A 15,874-nucleotide genomic window follows, 5' to 3' on the forward strand; every position below is an offset into this window, starting at 1 on the left:
CTAGCCGGGTTCTGCGCTTTAGCAACCACTGCTATCGGGAGTTTTTGTTGCTAACGCGTGGGCGGAGGTTTTGGTTGGCACCTAAGCCAACAGAACGAGGCTGAAGTCAGGGCGCCGAGGTGCAGGGCCGGGGCGACCTCAGCTCACCTAGCCAGACAGCGCCTAGGCAGGACGCGGTCTGCTAGTTAGGCAGGGCAGAAAAGCCGTTGGCTTCGAGCTGTTCAGCCAGCTCAGCACCGTTGGCCCCGTAGAACCAGGGGATGTTCTTACCGCGCCCCGTACCCCGGGAGCGCCCGCCGGCCCACACGGCCTCACCCGCCGTCAGCTGGCGAATCACAACAGCAGCCACATTCTCTGGGTGGTTTTCGACGAATTCGCCGTAGATCTCTTCGTCGTGCTGCCCGTCATCACCGACCAACAGCCACTTGATGTGCGGAAACTCCCTGGCCAAACGCTCCAGCGCCGTCCGCTTGTGATCCTGCCCCGAACGGAAAACCCGCGTGGGTGTTGGTCCCCAGTCGGTCAGCAGCAGAGGCCCAGAGGGGTACATGTTCCGGTGCAAAAACCTGGTCAGCGCAGGCTGAGTGTTCCACGCTCCGGTCGACAGGTACAGGATCGGCGAGTTCGGCCGCAGATACGACAGCCTGTCATACAGAACAGCCATACCCGACACCGGCGAGCGCGCGTGCTCATTGAGCACGAATGAATTCCACGCAGCCAAGAACGGCCGCGGCAGGGCAGTTACCACCACGGTGTCGTCAATGTCCGAGATGATGCCGAAGCGCTGTTCATCGTCAATGATGTGAGCGGTGGCCGTGTCAAGCCCGGAACCGCTAGTCCACATCTCCAGCTTCGCCTTGCCGCGGCTGTAGTTGCCGGGAATGACAGCATCGATGATTCCACCGCGATCAGCGGTGACCATGTGCTCCTGTCCCCCGACGCGCACCCACGCAACCTCATTGGACAGCGGCACAGCGGCAAAGTTGCGCCAGCCGCGCACGTTCCTGTCCTTCTTCGGCGATTCTGCGCCCTCCGGGCTGAGCACAATGCGTCCCAGCACCCGTATGAAAGTCTCGGAGCCATAGGAGTCATAGGCGACAACCGCAGGCTTCCAACCGCGCTTCTCCGCACGCCCACGCCGCCACTCGTGGTAGCGGTCCTCCATGCGCGCAGCAGTGTGCAGCGCTTCGGGGGTCAGGTTGACCGGCCGGTGGCCCGTGCCGGCGCGGGCCTGACCCCAACCTCCGCCGCGGCCACCGCGACCGACTCGAGCGGCACCTCGGCCGTTGCGGGATTCAGGTCCCGTCTGAGACATCAGAGGAAACCGATCCGGTCGTAGACAGTCCGCAGGGTCTTCTCTGCTTCAGCCGCAGCCTTCTGACGTCCCTGCTCAAGAATGTCCATGAGCTGCGAACGGTCATCGAGCAGTTCGTTGGTGCGGTTCCGCACGGGCGTGAAGACTTCGACGGCGAGTTCGGCGAGATCCACCTTGAGGTGGCCGTACATTTTGCCTTCGTAGTCGGCAACGATCTGCTCGATCGGCTTATCCGCCAGCACCGAGTAAATGGTCAGCAGGTTCGACACACCGGGCTTGTTTTCGGGGTCGTAGGCGATTTCCGTTCCCGCGTCGGTGACAGCGGACTTGAACTTCTTGGCAAGCGCCTTCGGTTCGTCCAGCAGATTCACCAATCCTGCCGGCGACTTCGCCGATTTCGACATCTTCGCGCTGGGATCCTGCAGGTCATAGATCTTCGCCGACTGCTTCATGATCGCGGCTTCCGGCACCGTGAAGGTCTGCCCGTAGCGGGTATTGAACCGCTGCGCGAGGTTGCGGGTCAGTTCGAGGTGCTGGCGCTGGTCTTCACCCACCGGCACGACATCTGCCTGGTACAGGAGAATGTCGGCAGCCATGAGCGACGGATAGGTCAGAAGCCCTACCGACACGTGCTCGTTCTTCTGCGACTTGTCCTTGAACTGGGTCATGCGCTGCGCTTCTCCCAGCCCGGTCTGGCATTCCAGCACCCAGCCCAGCTGCGAGTTCGCGGGAATCTGCGACTGCACGTACAGGGTCGTACGGTCCGGGTCGACGCCGGCAGCGATGAACTGTGCTGCGGTGCGCAGGGTGCGCTCCCGCAGTTCGTCAGGGTTCTGCTCCACCGTGATGGCGTGCTGGTTGGCGATGAACAGGAAGGAATCGTATTCCTCCTGGAGCGCCACAACCGGGGCGAGCGCCCCGATGTAGTTCCCGAGGTGGAGCGAATCTGAGGTCGCCTGAATTCCGGTGAGGGACCGCTGGGGTTCAGAGGGAGCAGAAGAAGTCATAACAGCATTCTGCCACCTGGAGGTTCCACCTCGGGAGCGGCCTGGGGAGCTCTCCCCGAGCAGAAGTCCCGGTGGACCACCCGGCACTTCACTCAGCGCTGCCCTCCTCTGCGTGCAATTCTCAAACGCGCGTCCCACTTTTTGAGAATCTTCAAAATAACGTGGCAGAGGGCACATCGAGGCGTAATCTTGCCTAAGTTCCGTACAGAGACCACTCAAGTCTCTTTAAGGTTTTGTTCATCCTTGTGGTGGTGTTGGCCATCTACCGTTCCTTCCAGGCGCTGTCGACGAAAAACTTCACCACGGCAGAAGACCCCTTCGTAGAGTCCAAGATGTTCGCACCTGCCGGCTTCATTCCGACTAAGGCCGAACGCGAAGTCATGGCAGACTGGAAGGCCTGGAACGAAAAGCACCGCGTGGGCAAGGACCCCGCCGCAGCGAACGGAAAGTGACTTGAGCACAACGGCTTCTGACATTCTGCGCATCACCGCAAAACCCTTCACCGCGGTCTACTGGTGCATGCGGGAAATCAGCGGAGCAAACGCGTTCATCAACTACCAGAAGTCCTACCTGCGCCGCCACGGCACGCTGGAAGGATCGAAGGGCAAACGCGAGTTCTGGCGGGACCTGACTGACGAACAGGACCGCAACCCCACATCCCGCTGCTGCTGACAGACGCCAACCGACTGGCTGCCTGAACCCCGGGCAGCCAGTCACACGAAAAGCGCCGGTGATGCGAACAATCGCATCACCGGCGCTTTTCTGTGCGCGGAAGGCCCAGCCTTCAGCTTGTCCCTGAGCTCAGCCCTTCAGCGCGGGGAGGTCGTAGTCGATGACGAGCGGAGCGTGATCCGACCAGCGCTGGTCGTAGGCCGGAGCCTTGTCGACCTGAGCCTGCACGGCTTTTTCTGCAAGTTCCGGTGTGGCCATCTGGTAGTCGATCCGCCAACCGGTGTCGTTGTCGAAAGCCTTGCCGCGCATCGACCACCACGTGTACGGGCCGTCCATTTCGCCAGACAGCTTCCGGTGGACATCCACCCAGCCGAGGCTGCCGAAGAACTCATCGAAGTACGCCCGCTCTTCCGGCAGGAAGCCGGCCTTCTTCACATTGCCCTTCCAGTTCTTGATGTCCAGCTCCGTGTGGCCGACGTTGAGGTCCCCGGTGATGACAGCGTAGTCGGCGTGCTTCTTCAGCTGGTCCATGCGGATCTTCATCTGATCCATGAAACGGTACTTGTCGTCCTGCTTGGGTGTGCCCACCTCACCGGAGTGCACATAGGCTGAAACCACGGTCAGCAGGCTTCCATCCTCAAGCTGGTAGTCAGCTTCCAGCCAACGGCCTGCAAGATCAAAGTAGCTGTCACCGTTGCCGATCCTGGTTTCCACGGCCGGCACGTCGCTGACAACCGCAACACCGGCACGGCCTTTAGCCTCAGCATCGGCGGAGTAGGCGTGCTCTCCCAGCGGCTCCATGACCTTATAGGCGATGTCGTTCTGCGCTCGCACCTCCTGCAGCGTCAGGATGTCGCAACCGCGAGCATCCGCCCACTCCTGCATGTTCTTGCGCATAGCCGCGCGGATTCCGTTGACGTTCACATTGACGATTCTCAGCATTGCCCCATCGTCCCACATCGCCGCAGACCCCGACCTCGCGCATTGCATCCTGGCGTCCGCAACCCGCACTCCAGCTCGCCCTCGACCTCGCCAGTCAACCCAAGCCCCAGCCGCCCTCCACCTCGCCCGCAAAGAGCATCTGTGACAAACACTCGGGCCAGTAGAATGCGAGGTGAGTACACTGTTGGCATAAGGCGAATGAGTCCGAGGAGGAACCATGTCAGAACAATTCGATGTTGAACGGCTTGAGATCAGTCCCCTTGACGAAGTCGATGCTCTTGAGCTTCGCGAATTCCTCGTAGATTCGCTTGAAGACTTCTGGGGTGACACCAACCTCACCCGCGACCACGCCCCGCACTGGTTCCGCCAGTTTGCGGCATCCGGCCTGGTCGCCCGCTATAAGAACGAGTTCGTGGCGTACCTGCTGGGCGCCATCCCAGTGGAAGGCCCCTCGCTCGTGCACCTGGTGGCCGTCCACGACAACTACCGTCACAAGGGCATCGGCCGTCTTCTCTACGAAGCGTTCATCAAGCACGCACGCGACCGCGGCGCTGACACCGTGCAGGCAACCGCCCTACCGGAGAACGCCGGCGCGATTTCGTTCCACTCCTCGCTCGGTTTTGAAAGCGAACTCGTCGACAACTACGCAGGCCCCGACAACGCCCGCGTTCTGTTCACCTACCGCCTGGCAGCACACTGATCTGCCCGGGAGCGCTCACCTGAGCGCTCCCCAACACAAAGCACGAGGCGCCAGTACAGATTTCTGTACTGGCGCCTCGTGCTTTTGGCTTGAGGTGGCCGCGGTCAGCCGCGGTCGCTGGCCCGCTCTGCCATGTCGATGACATTGGCCAGGAGCATGGCGCGGGTCATGGGGCCCACTCCCCCGGGGTTCGGTGAGTACCAGGAGGCCTTCGCCTGGGCTTCCTGCGAAACATCGCCGACGACCTTCGACTTGCCTGTCTCCGGGTCTTCTTCGCGGGACACACCGACGTCCACGAGAACAGCTCCGTCTTTCACAGCGTCACCGGCGACAATGTCCTTCACCCCGGCTGCCGCAACAATGACGTCAGCCTGCTGCAGCAGTTCGGGGAGGTTCTTCGTGCCAGTGTGAGTGAGCGTGACGGTGGCGTTGACATCGCGGCGAGTCAGCAGCAGACCAATGGGACGGCCCACTGTTACACCGCGGCCCAGAACAACCACGTGCTTGCCGTTCAAGTCCACGCCGTGACGCTCCAGAAGCTCAACGATGCCGCGCGGGGTGCACGGCAGCGGCGAAGTCACGTCTTCACGCACCCGCAAGACCAGGCGCCCCAGGTTCGTGGGGTGCAGGCCATCAGCGTCCTTGTCCGGGTCGACCAGTTCGAGCACACGGTTGGTGTCGATGCCGTCCGGCAGGGGCAGCTGCACGATGAAGCCCGTACATTCTGGGTTGTTGTTGAGCCTGGTGACCGCATCTTCGATTTCCTGCTGAGTGGCGGTCGCCGGGAGGTCTTCGCGGATCGACGCGATTCCAACCTCAGCGCAGTCGCGGTGCTTGCCGGCGACATACCACTGCGATCCGGGGTCTTCGCCGACGAGCAGCGTACCCAGGCCCGGGGTGACGCCCCGGTCCTTCAGGGCCTGCGCCCGTACAGCGAGTTCCTGTTTGATTGCAGTGGCTGTCGCTTTGCCGTCAAGCTTCTGTGGCATCAGTACTGTTCCAGTCCTTCGTAGAGCGGGAAGTCCTTCGCGACCTTAGCAACACGCTCACGCAGCGCTGCAAGGTCCGCACCGGGCTTGAGCGTTTCAGCGATGATGTCGGCAACCTCGGTGAAGGCTGCTGCGTCAAGACCGCGGGTGGCAAGGGCGGGGGTGCCGATGCGCAGACCAGAGGTCACCATGGGCGGACGCGGGTCAAACGGAACGGCATTGCGGTTGACGGTGATGCCCACCTGGTGCAGAAGGTCTTCACCCTGTTTGCCGTCGATTTCGCTGTTGCGCAGGTCAACGAGCACCAGGTGAACGTCAGTGCCGCCGGACAGGACCGAAACACCGGCTTCAGCAACATCGTCGCGAAGCAGACGCTCAGCGAGGATCTGTGCGCCTTCGATGGTGCGCTTCTGGCGGTCCTTGAATTCGTCTTCTGCTGCCAGCTTGAACGCGACCGCCTTGCCCGCGATCACGTGCATGAGCGGACCGCCCTGCTGACCGGGGAAAACAGCCGAGTTGATCTTCTTGTTGAGCTCTTCCGAGTTCGTCAGGATGATGCCCGAACGGGGACCGCCGAGGGTCTTGTGGACCGTCGAAGACACAACGTCGGCGTACTCAACCGGGTTGGGGTGCAGACCAGCTGCGACAAGACCAGCAAAGTGCGCCATGTCGACCCACAGGTAAGCGCCGACTTCGTCAGCGATTTCGCGGAAGGCCTTGAAGTCCAGCTGACGCGGGTAGGCCGACCAGCCTGCGACGATGACCTTCGGCTTGTGCTCAAGAGCGCGTTCACGGACCTGATCCATGTCCACGCGGTTGGTTTCAGGGTCAACCTCGTAGGACGACACGTTGTACAGACGTCCCGAGAAGTTGATCTTCATGCCGTGCGTCAGGTGACCGCCGTGAGCCAGGTCAAGGCCCAGCAGACCGTCACCGGCACGCGCCAGTGCGTGCATGACGGCGGCATTGGCGGATGCACCAGAGTGCGGCTGGACGTTTGCGTACTTCGCACCGAAGAGCGACTTTGCTCGTTCGATCGCGAGGTTCTCTGCAACGTCAACGTATTCACAGCCGCCGTAGTAGCGGCGACCCGGGTAGCCTTCGGCGTACTTGTTCGTCAGCACCGAGCCCTGAGCCTGCAGCACAGCGCGGGGAACAAAGTTCTCCGACGCAATCATTTCCAGGTAGTCCTGCTGGCGGCCGAGCTCCTGGTCAAGCACCTTGGCGATTTCGGGATCAATGTCCGCGATGCTCTGCGACAGAGGCGTGTTCGACATCCACGTTCCTTTCCTTCAGACAGCCGTTGTGCGGTCTGAGCGGGCACAACGGCCTCATTGTCTCACGGGTCACACGTTCACACTTCCGCCGACACATAGCGGACGGGACGGATGCTGTGGGTGTAGGCGGGGCAGCGGAAGGTGGGGGTGCTGGGGACGGAAGCTCCACCTCGTGTGCCCTCCCCAAGTTCAGGCACGAGGTGCCGCTCCCCTTGGCAGCAGAACCCCACCTCGGGAGCCCCTCCACACAACCAGACTCCCGTTAGCCGAAATCTTCGCCTTAGCAGTGGCGGCTAAACCGCAGATTCCTTGCTGAAGCGTGGATCCCTGCGGCTAAAGCGTGGATTTGTCGCTAAAGCGTGGATCCCGGCTAAGGGGTGGATCCCGGCTAAGGGGTAGATTCGCTGCAAACGGGTGCGTGGGGCTGCGCAGGCAGAAACACGAAGGGCGCCGCAGAACCTAGTTCTGCGGCGCCTTCGTTTCAGGCTTCAGAGAAGCTCAGATCAGGCTTCGTCCTTTTCAGCATCTGCTTCAGCTTTTGCGTCATCGGCGGCTTCCTGGGCTTCGTCTTCCTGCGGGCCGGATTCGACATCCGGTGCAGCTTCGACTTCTTCAGCCGGAGCTTCGGCCTTTTCGTCAGCCGAGGCGGCGGCTGCGCCTTCTGCTTCCTTCACCACGGCCTGCTTGGGCGAGTAAGCCTCAAGCACCAGTTCGATGACAGCCATGGGGGCGTTGTCACCGGGGCGGGTGCCGATCTTGGTGATGCGGGTGTAACCACCCGGGCGTTCAGCAACAGCAGGTGCGATCGAGGTGAACAGCTCGTGCACGATGCCCTTGTCGCTGATCGAACGCAGGACGCGACGACGCGAAGCGAGGTCACCCTTCTTGGCGAAGGTGATCAGACGCTCGGCGTGCGGGCGCAGGCGCTTGGCCTTGGTTTCGGTGGTCTTCACCGACTTGTTTTCAAAGAGCTGGGCTGCAAGGTTGTTCAGCATTGCCCGCTCGTGCGCCGGGGAACCGCCGAGGCGGTTGCCCTTGGTAGGCGTAGGCATGGGTTTTCTCCTTGGAAATTCTTAGAACTGTTCGTCCTCGACGAACGAAAGGTCGTCAGCGGGCTCGGAAAGCGAGGCGGCGCTGTCCTTAAGGCTCAGGCCGAGCTCGTCGAGCTTCTGCTTGACTTCTTCGATCGACTTCGAGCCGAAGTTGCGGATGTCCATCAGGTCGGCTTCGCTGCGGCTGACGAGCTCGCCGACGGTGTGGATGCCTTCGCGCTTCAGGCAGTTGTAGGAACGAACCGTGAGGTCGAGGCTCTCAATGGCCAGTGCCAGGTCAGCAGCCATGGCTGCGTCAACCGGCGAAGGGCCGATCTCAATGCCTTCCGATTCCACGTTGAGTTCACGGGCCAGGCCGAAGAGCTCAACAAGCGTCGTACCGGCCGAAGCCAGTGCGTCGCGCGGAGAGATCGAAGGCTTGGTCTCGACGTCGACGACCAGGCGGTCGAAGTCGGTGCGCTGTTCAACACGAGTGGCTTCGACCTTGTAGGTCACGCGCAGAACGGGCGAGTAGATGGAGTCAACCGGGATACGGCCGATCTCAGCATCTGCGTTCTTGTTCTGAGCAGCCGACACGTAGCCGCGACCGCGTTCGATCGTCAGCTCCATGTCGAGCGAGCCTTCTTCGTTCAGCGTGGCGATGAAGAGGTCCGGGTTGTGGATCTCAACACCAGCCGGTGCGCTGATGTCAGCGGCCGTGACATCGCCGGGGCCCTGCTTGCGGAGGTAGGCGACGACGGGTTCGTCGAATTCCGAGGAGACGACAAGCGACTTCAGGTTGAGGATGAACTCGGTGACGTCTTCCTTGACTCCGGGAACCGTGGTGAACTCGTGCAGCACACCGTCAATGCGGATGCTGGTGACGGCGGCACCGGGGATGGAGGACAGAAGGGTACGACGCAGCGAGTTGCCGAGGGTGTAGCCGAAGCCGGGCTCCAGGGGCTCGATGACGAACCGGGAGCGCAGATCGGAGACAACCTCTTCAGTGAGCGTGGGACGCTGTGCAATGAGCACGTGGGCTTCCTTTCAGCGAACATCCGCTATATGACGTTCGCGCTTAAAGAGTTCTGGACTCGTTACGCTGTGCCGACTCAGCCGCGGCGGCGCTTGGGCGGACGGCAGCCGTTGTGCGGGTGCGGGGTGACGTCCTGAATGGTGCCCAGCTCAAGGCCGGTGGCCTGGAGCGAGCGGATAGCGGTTTCGCGACCGGAACCGGGGCCCTTGACGAAAACGTCAACCTTCTTCAGACCGTGTTCCTGTGCGCGGCGCGCAGCGGATTCAGCAGCCATCTGAGCGGCGTACGGGGTCGACTTGCGCGAACCCTTGAATCCGACCTCACCAGAAGAAGCCCAGGAGACCACGGCGCCGGTGGGGTCCGTGATGGAAACGATGGTGTTGTTGAACGTCGACTTGATGTGAGCCTGGCCGTTGACCAGGTTCTTCCTATCGCGACGACGGGGCTTGCGAGCAGCAGCTCGTGACTTGGGTGGCATCTAAATCTCCTACTCGAACGCTTACTTCTTCTTGCCTGCAACGGTGCGCTTCGGACCCTTGCGCGTACGCGCGTTGGTCTTGGTGCGCTGACCGCGGACGGGCAGGCCGCGGCGGTGACGAACACCCTGGTAGCTGCCGATTTCAACCTTGCGGCGGATGTCGGCTGCAACCTCGCGGCGCAGATCGCCTTCAACCTTGAAGGTGCCTTCGATGTAGTCGCGCAGCTGCACGAGCTGATCGTCGGTCAGGTCCTTAACGCGGATGTCCGGGCTGATGCCGGTTTCCGTGAGGGTCTGGCTCGCACGAGTGCGGCCCACACCAAAAATGTATGTCAGGGCGACTTCCACGCGCTTTTCGCGCGGGAGGTCAACTCCGGCTAAACGTGCCATGTGTTTACTCCATGTAGATATTCGAAGGTTCTTGCTCAGGCATGTCCGGATGTCTTTTCAGACCCGGTCCCCGGCCCTCGAACCGGGGGTGTCGTCCTCGCCGTGCAGAAGTTCCTGCCAGCGAGGGGGCGATGCCTGCTTGGGTGTGGACTCGCCTGCCCTTTACGGGAAGCGAACCCATCGATCTGCGTTAGCTGATCAGCCCTGGCGCTGCTTGTGACGCGGGTTCGAGCAGATCACCATGACCACCGAGTTGCGGCGGATGACCTTACAGCTATCGCAGATCTTTTTGACGCTTGGCTTAACTTTCATCGCTATTCCTTCTTGTCACCACAAAGCCCCTCGGGGCCAGCCCAAGGGGTGGTCGCGGTGAGTGTCAAGAGATCCTTACTTGTAGCGGTAGACAATCCGTCCGCGAGAAAGGTCGTAGGGAGACAGCTCCACTACAACACGGTCTTCGGGAAGGATGCGGATGTAGTGCTGGCGCATCTTTCCGGAGATGTGCGCAAGCACAAGGTGGCCGTTGGTCAGCTCAACGCGGAACATCGCGTTGGGCAGAGCCTCGACGACCGTACCCTCGATCTCAATGACCCCTTCTTTTTTGGCCATATCGTTCGCTTACCCCTGCTCCCCGCGGAACCCCGCGGATTGAGTGTCTTATCCGTACAGCCTGTGGATGCGAAAATTCGGTTTCCTGCACTCACCGCCGCCCGTCATCCACACTGTGATCAGCGGGATTCTGCGCTAGAGTGAGCGCGTTATGGGAGCCGAAATGCCGACAGCCCACAAGCCAATTGTCTATCCTACAGCGAATATGCTTGACTTTCCAACTGATGTGACGCAGTGCGCAGATATTCGGCAAGGTCCGCTGGGCACCTGTTGGCTTATTGCGCCGCTCATTGCGGCCGAGGTGGCAGCTCCCGGATTCTGCGACCGCACGGTCGTGCACAGGACTGCAACTCGCGCTGTTGTCGACGCGGGAACAGCTCCCATCACCACAAACATTCCCGCACACGCGCGCGACCGCAGCGGTTCGCGTGCCGGGAAAGTCAACAGCGCAACACTTGTCGAGGCTGCAGCGCAGACAGTTCTCGGCTCACGCCTTGAAGGTCACCTGCCGTTCAGGGGATTTCAGTTTCTCTTCGGTTCGCCGGGTATTGCGATACCCGCACTTCCCGGCCTGGCCGAGTTCGCACTTCGCGCCGCCGCCCGTGGACTTGAGAGCGGACGCCCCGTCGTCGCCGCAACCCTGCCTAAGCGCAGCAGCTTCGACCTGAGTGACACCCGGGACGACATACCCGTGCGGATCACACCGAATCACGTGTACGCGGTCGTCGGCCACACTTCCGGCGAGCGCAGCAACACCGACCACTCCCCCAAGTTGCTTCTGCGCAACCCCGTGCTGACCGGACGCACCGACATCGACGCCGACGCCCTTCAACTGAGCGCACACCAGCTGACTGAAGCAACCATGACGGTCTTCATCGGCCCGAAGCTGCGACAGCCCAGGTGACCCACAAACCCAAACCGCGCTGACAGAAGATGGTGAGCTCCACCTCGTCAGCCAACAAAAAGCGCTCGCGGGTCCCGAACAATCGGAGCCCGCGAGCGCTTTCAGACCAGCGTCAGCCGATCACATCTGCTCAGCGGTGAGCTTTGCGGCGGCCGTTGACAGCCATAGCCGAACCCGCGGCCAGCAAGAGAGCCGCAGCGGCGAGGATTCCCGCAACGTCAGCACCCGTGCGCGGCAGAGGCTTGCTTTCGCCCTCTGCATTGTCGGTCGGGGTCTTACCGCCCTTGTCACCAGGCTTGTCGCCGGGCTTGTCACCGCCCTTGTCACCGGGCTTGTCTTTGCCTTCGGTCGTACCGCCCGCTTCCGGGCCGTCCTTCCGCGGCTTGTCCTTCGACAGGATCTCGAGCCCTGCGCTCCCCACTTTCTTGCCCTGAGCATCGACGATCGCAACTTCAACAGTCGAACCGGCCTTCAGGCCCTCGGGCACCGAGAACACGCCAGCGAAGTTGCCGCCGTTGTCAGTGGTGAACGCGTAGGTCTTGTCGCCGATCTTCAGCACGTAGTCAGTTTCCGAATCGAGGTGCGTCACCTTGAAGCCGACTTCGCTGCCAACATGCGCTTTCGAAGTGGACAGGGTGAAGCCGTCGGTGCGGAACGTCTGCATCTTGCACTTGTTCGGCAGGTTCACCGTCTTGCCGTTGTGGTCCTTCGCGGTGTCCGGCTTGTCCAGCTTCTCGCCGAAATCGCCGTCACGGGGAACCCGTCCCTTGCTGAGGAACGTGTTCACGGTGTCAGACACGCATCCGCCAGCAGCCTGGTAGGAGGTGTGGTCGTTGCCGGCCACGCTCAGCAGCGAACCGTCAATGAGCTGGGCCATCTTGACACCCGCTGCGTAGGGCGTTGCAGGGTCGTGCGAGGTGGACACCACGAGGATGTTCGGAACCTTCGTCAGCTGCTTCGCCTTGGGCAGCGTGCCCTTGAACTTCCAGAAGTCACACGTGTCATAGCCGGCCGGCGAAACGCTCGCGCGCTGGAACGGCGCTGCCGCGTCGTAGGCTTCTGCGAACCTGCGGACCTGAGCGAGCTTGGCGTCGTCCTTCGGCTCATGTGCACTGTTGGAGTCGGTGCAGCGAATGTTCGTAAAAGCCGCACCGGACGGGTCGTAGTGGCCTGATTCGTCGCGGCCGTCGTACATGTCAGCGAGAATCAGAAGCTGACCTGCTGACTTACCCGCTTTGAGCTCATTCAGCGCGTAGTTCAGACGGGGCCACAGCGAAGTGCTGTAGAGGGCCTGGATTTCACCGAGGCGCCCAACTGAGAACGTGATGCGACGCTGATCGTCCGGGTTGCCGGTGAGCAGACCCTTGCCCCCGTCAGCCGTTTCAAGCGTCTGGAGCAGCTTCGCGTTGTTGTCGCTGAGAACCTTCGGGTCGTCGCTTTCACCTAGCGCACACGTGAACTTCTGGTCGGCAAGCGGGGTTTCGCCGAACGCATCCGGCCACAGTTCACCGTAGGTCTTGCCCTCGCGGCCCTTCGCGGCACAGTCCTTAGCGAACTGTTCGAAGGTGTCCTGGAAGCCAGCACCCTGGTTGACGGTGTCCTTCTGGTCCTCCGTCAGTCCATCAAGGTCGATCTTTTCGCTGGCCTTGGCTGTTTTGCCGGTACCCGCACCTGCCTTGTCACCAGCGCCAGTGCTGTTTTCCTGGGCCACAGTGTCCCCAAGGTCTGCGAAGCGGTCCGAGCGGGCGTTGATGGCCTTCAGCGCTTTGACTGCTTCGGCGTCACCCGGGTCGACAACACCGTCGAGGACGAGCTTGCCCACGCTGTCGCCGTACTTCTGCGCGTAGCGGTAGCCCAGCGATGTTCCGTACGACCAGCCGACGTAGTTGAGCTTCTCATCGCCGACAACAGAACGCAGGATGTCCATGTCGCCGACCGCATCCCACGTGCCCAGGTGCTTGATCAGGTCCTTCCGACCCTCAGCATCAAGACCGAACAGCTTGCCCGTGTTCTCGAAGCACGCATCAGCGTACTTTTTGGTGTCCGTGTTGAACACTTCTTCGGCCTTGTCCCGGCCGTCTTTCCACGGGTTGAGGTCACGGGATGCGTCCTGCTGTTGATCAGTTGCGCATTCGGAGAACGGCATGGAGGCACCGACACCGCGCGGGTCGAAGCCGATCATGTCGAAGTCCTCAGCCAGTTCAGGCTGGTCCCACGCCTGCCAGGTGGCAAACATCATGCCCGAACCACCGGGACCGCCGGGGTTGTACAGAACGGAGCCTTTGGGCTTGCTGTTCGGAGTGAACTTGACCCCGCCGCCTTCGGCTTCTTCAAGCTTGCCGGCTTTGACGCGCTGCACCGCAATGGCGATATTGCCCTTTTCTGGATTCTTCGCATCGATCGGCGCGATCATGTATCCGCATTCGGGTGGCCGACCGATCTCCTCGGAGTAGTCCGGCAGGCCCATCGCTGCACAGTTGTCTGCCGACCAGTCGATCTTCTGGCTGTAGTAGGCCTCAAGTCCGCTCGGCACCTTGCCCGCCGGCTTTCCGCCCTCGGCCGGGGCTGGCACCTGGTAGTGCCCCTCCCCCTTTTTGAACAGTTTCTTTGCCAGTCCCGGGTAGTACTCGTCTGCCGGCTTTTCTTCGGCTTCGTCGCCTGCCTCAGACTGGGCACGAGCGGCGCCATCAGCCGAGGTGCCGCTCGGGTCATCGCCATCGGCCGAGGTGTCGTCCGACTCACCGCTGGGATGGTCACCTGACTCTGTGTCCGAGGCGGTGCCGGTCTCTTCCGTCGGCTCTTCTGTTGGGGTGTTGCTCGGATCAGCAGTGGGCGATCCCTGCGTCGACTCTGACGAAGGTTCGCTGGTAGTGCTCGCCGCTGCCGGAACACCGACTCCGAGGGTAAGGGCTGTTGCTGCTGCCGCGGCGAAAACAGAGTTCGCGCGGCGCGCTCTCAAAGATTTCAAATGTGTCACAGAACACAAAATTATATGGACACAGGTGAGAGTCAAGATATATGGAGAAAAAAGTCAGAAAAAATCACGAGGTGGGTGTCCAGAAATCTGAACACCCACCTCGTGAGTCAGCTTCGCTCAGTCCAGCGGGACCGGCTCAACGCCGTAGCGTGCCAGACGCTCCCTGCCGCCGTCCGGGGCGGTCAGCACCCAAATGCCCTTCGCGTGGCGGGCAACCGTGTGCTCCCAATGGGATGCGCGGGAACCATCAGCGGTGACGACAGTCCATTCGTCATCAAGCGTGCGGCTGTCAGCGCCGCCGGTGGTGAGCATCGGCTCAATGCAGACGGCCATACCCGGCTTGATCTTCGGGCCGCGCTTCTTCACCGCGTAGTTGAGCACTTCCGGTTCCATGTGCATCTGCGAACCGATGCCATGGCCCGTGAAGTCTTCGATCAGCCCACCTTCGAGTTCAGGTGCGTTTTCCAACACCCAGCCCTCAATGGCCGCACCGATTTCGTCGATGTGCTTGGCACGCGAAAAAGCCGCGATACCCGCCCACATGGACTCTTCCGTCGCATCAGACACCCGAAGGTCCTGCTTGCGCGCAGCTTCACGCCCGCCCACAAAAACAGTGATAGCGGAATCGCCGTGCCAGCCGTCGACGATCGCACCTCCGTCAATCGACACCATGTCTCCCTCTTTGAGGACGATGTCGTCAGACGGGATTCCGTGAACGATGACGTCATTGACCGAAACGCACAGCGTGGCTGGATAGCCCATGTAGCCCAAGAAGTTCGACGTTGCGCCGTGCTCCTCAATAACCCGGGCTCCAGCGGCATCAACGTCTTCCGTCGTAGCGCCGGGCACGCAGGCGGCCGCAGCTGCTTCCAAAGCAGCACGGGTGACCAGACCCGCACGACGCATTGTGCGGATCTGGTCGTCCGTCTTCAATTCGATCTTAGGACCGAACATCAGCCCTCAAGTGCTTTCATAATCCGCTCGGTGATGGCATCGATTTCCCCGAGGCCGTCCACCTGACGCAGCAGACCGCGGCGACGGTAGATGTCAGTCAACGGCTGAGTCTGCTCTTCGTACACATCCATACGGTGGCGGATGACATCTTCAGTGTCGTCCGAACGGCCCTCAGTCTGGGCGCGAGCCAGCAGGCGGCCGACAATCTCATCGGTGTCAGCGGTCAGTTCGACAACAGCATCCAGGCTGTGGCCAGCAGCTTCCAGCATCTTGTCGAGCTCATTCACCTGAGCCTCAGTGCGGGGGTAGCCGTCGAGGAGGAAGCCCTCCTTGGCATCGTCCTGCTGCAGACGGTCGGCAACCATCGAGTTGGTGACCTCGTCCGGTACGTATTCGCCAGCGTCCATGTAGCGCTTAGCCTTCTTGCCCAGTTCGGTTTCGCCCTTCACGTTCGCACGGAAGATATCTCCGGTCGAAATAGCGGGGATCGACAGCGTGGAGCTGAGCTTGGCGGCCTGCGTGCCCTTGCCGGCACCGGGAGGGCCGATGAGGATGATGCGCTTTGTCATGTGCGTCCTTCCGATTTGTTCCTA

General features: G+C 61.5%; 18 protein-coding genes. 4 read left to right on the forward strand and 14 right to left on the reverse strand.

The features are described from left to right. Positions 1 to 181: 181 nt before the first annotated feature. Positions 182 to 1,315 carry an App1 family protein gene (locus HMPREF3172_RS00165; RefSeq protein WP_176746112.1) on the reverse strand — a complete coding sequence of 378 codons (1,134 nt, stop codon included), beginning with the start codon at positions 1,313 to 1,315 and terminating at the stop codon, positions 182 to 184. Next, positions 1,315 to 2,322 (reverse strand): tryptophan--tRNA ligase, encoded by a 1,008-nt coding sequence (trpS, locus tag HMPREF3172_RS00170; protein ID WP_070514622.1) that lies wholly within the window; start codon positions 2,320 to 2,322, stop codon positions 1,315 to 1,317. Before trpS ends, HMPREF3172_RS00165 begins: the two co-directional genes overlap by 1 nt. Positions 2,323 to 2,555: 233 nt before the next feature. On the opposite strand from trpS, the gene HMPREF3172_RS00175 reads away from it, so the two are divergent. Together HMPREF3172_RS00175 and HMPREF3172_RS00180 are read left to right on the forward strand one after the other, a co-directional pair. Beyond that, the gene (locus HMPREF3172_RS00175) at positions 2,556 to 2,774 is read left to right on the forward strand and encodes a hypothetical protein (RefSeq protein ID WP_070514624.1); all 219 of its coding nucleotides are present in this window, start codon (positions 2,556 to 2,558) and stop codon (positions 2,772 to 2,774) included. 1 nt (position 2,775) lies between these two features. Then, on the forward strand, positions 2,776 to 2,994 hold the full coding sequence (locus tag HMPREF3172_RS00180) for a CstA-like transporter-associated (seleno)protein (RefSeq protein ID WP_070514625.1): 219 nt from the start codon (positions 2,776 to 2,778) through the stop codon (positions 2,992 to 2,994). A 129-nt stretch (positions 2,995 to 3,123) separates the two neighbouring features. Here HMPREF3172_RS00180 and HMPREF3172_RS00185 read toward each other — a convergent pair whose 3' ends face one another. Further along, a complete protein-coding gene (locus tag HMPREF3172_RS00185; RefSeq protein WP_083281334.1) occupies positions 3,124 to 3,936 on the reverse strand; it encodes an exodeoxyribonuclease III in 813 nt (270 codons plus the stop codon). A gap of 217 nt (positions 3,937 to 4,153) precedes the next feature. On the opposite strand from HMPREF3172_RS00185, the gene HMPREF3172_RS00190 reads away from it, so the two are divergent. Further along, positions 4,154 to 4,636, forward strand: coding sequence for a GNAT family N-acetyltransferase (locus HMPREF3172_RS00190; protein ID WP_070514630.1), 483 nt, complete (start codon positions 4,154 to 4,156; stop codon positions 4,634 to 4,636). Positions 4,637 to 4,740: 104 nt separating this feature from the next. On the opposite strand, the gene HMPREF3172_RS00195 is transcribed toward HMPREF3172_RS00190, so the two are convergent. The 8 genes from HMPREF3172_RS00195 to infA form a co-directional block, all read right to left on the reverse strand. After that, positions 4,741 to 5,628 (reverse strand): bifunctional methylenetetrahydrofolate dehydrogenase/methenyltetrahydrofolate cyclohydrolase, encoded by an 888-nt coding sequence (locus HMPREF3172_RS00195; RefSeq protein ID WP_141741535.1) that lies wholly within the window; start codon positions 5,626 to 5,628, stop codon positions 4,741 to 4,743. After that, positions 5,625 to 6,902, reverse strand: coding sequence for a serine hydroxymethyltransferase (gene glyA, locus HMPREF3172_RS00200; RefSeq protein ID WP_070514633.1), 1,278 nt, complete (start codon positions 6,900 to 6,902; stop codon positions 5,625 to 5,627). Before glyA ends, HMPREF3172_RS00195 begins: the two co-directional genes overlap by 4 nt. Before the next feature lie 503 nt (positions 6,903 to 7,405). Beyond that, complete coding sequence (gene rplQ / locus HMPREF3172_RS00205; protein ID WP_061941386.1) at positions 7,406 to 7,954, reverse strand: 50S ribosomal protein L17; 549 nt, start codon at positions 7,952 to 7,954, stop codon at positions 7,406 to 7,408. A gap of 21 nt (positions 7,955 to 7,975) precedes the next feature. Further along, positions 7,976 to 8,968 (reverse strand): DNA-directed RNA polymerase subunit alpha, encoded by a 993-nt coding sequence (locus tag HMPREF3172_RS00210; protein ID WP_019174664.1) that lies wholly within the window; start codon positions 8,966 to 8,968, stop codon positions 7,976 to 7,978. Between the two features lie 77 nt (positions 8,969 to 9,045). Next, positions 9,046 to 9,447 (reverse strand): 30S ribosomal protein S11, encoded by a 402-nt coding sequence (gene rpsK, locus HMPREF3172_RS00215; RefSeq protein WP_061941388.1) that lies wholly within the window; start codon positions 9,445 to 9,447, stop codon positions 9,046 to 9,048. A 21-nt stretch (positions 9,448 to 9,468) separates the two neighbouring features. Continuing rightward, complete coding sequence (rpsM, locus tag HMPREF3172_RS00220; RefSeq protein ID WP_019174662.1) at positions 9,469 to 9,837, reverse strand: 30S ribosomal protein S13; 369 nt, start codon at positions 9,835 to 9,837, stop codon at positions 9,469 to 9,471. A gap of 198 nt (positions 9,838 to 10,035) precedes the next feature. Continuing rightward, complete coding sequence (gene rpmJ / locus HMPREF3172_RS00225) at positions 10,036 to 10,149, reverse strand: 50S ribosomal protein L36 (protein WP_019174661.1); 114 nt, start codon at positions 10,147 to 10,149, stop codon at positions 10,036 to 10,038. A gap of 75 nt (positions 10,150 to 10,224) precedes the next feature. Beyond that, positions 10,225 to 10,446 carry a translation initiation factor IF-1 gene (infA, locus tag HMPREF3172_RS00230; RefSeq protein WP_019174660.1) on the reverse strand — a complete coding sequence of 74 codons (222 nt, stop codon included), beginning with the start codon at positions 10,444 to 10,446 and terminating at the stop codon, positions 10,225 to 10,227. Positions 10,447 to 10,651: 205 nt separating this feature from the next. Between infA and HMPREF3172_RS00235 the strand changes: the two genes are divergently transcribed. Continuing rightward, entirely contained in the window at positions 10,652 to 11,350 is a 699-nt protein-coding gene (locus HMPREF3172_RS00235; RefSeq protein ID WP_141741536.1) for a hypothetical protein, read from the forward strand. A gap of 130 nt (positions 11,351 to 11,480) precedes the next feature. Here the strand turns inward: HMPREF3172_RS00235 and HMPREF3172_RS00240 are convergent, their stop codons facing one another. From HMPREF3172_RS00240 to HMPREF3172_RS00250, 3 genes are all read right to left on the reverse strand, one after another. After that, the gene (locus HMPREF3172_RS00240; protein ID WP_070514636.1) at positions 11,481 to 14,327 is read right to left on the reverse strand and encodes an alpha/beta fold hydrolase; all 2,847 of its coding nucleotides are present in this window, start codon (positions 14,325 to 14,327) and stop codon (positions 11,481 to 11,483) included. 117 nt (positions 14,328 to 14,444) lie between these two features. Beyond that, positions 14,445 to 15,281: a type I methionyl aminopeptidase gene (map, locus tag HMPREF3172_RS00245; protein ID WP_070514638.1), complete on the reverse strand. Its 837-nt coding sequence runs from the start codon at positions 15,279 to 15,281 to the stop codon at positions 14,445 to 14,447. Continuing rightward, entirely contained in the window at positions 15,281 to 15,850 is a 570-nt protein-coding gene (locus HMPREF3172_RS00250) for an adenylate kinase (protein ID WP_061941396.1), read from the reverse strand. Before HMPREF3172_RS00250 ends, map begins: the two co-directional genes overlap by 1 nt. Positions 15,851 to 15,874: the final 24 nt, after the last annotated feature.

The sequence above is a fragment of the Brevibacterium sp. HMSC08F02 genome, assembly GCF_001807555.1.
Lineage (GTDB): Bacteria > Actinomycetota > Actinomycetes > Actinomycetales > Brevibacteriaceae > Brevibacterium > Brevibacterium ravenspurgense.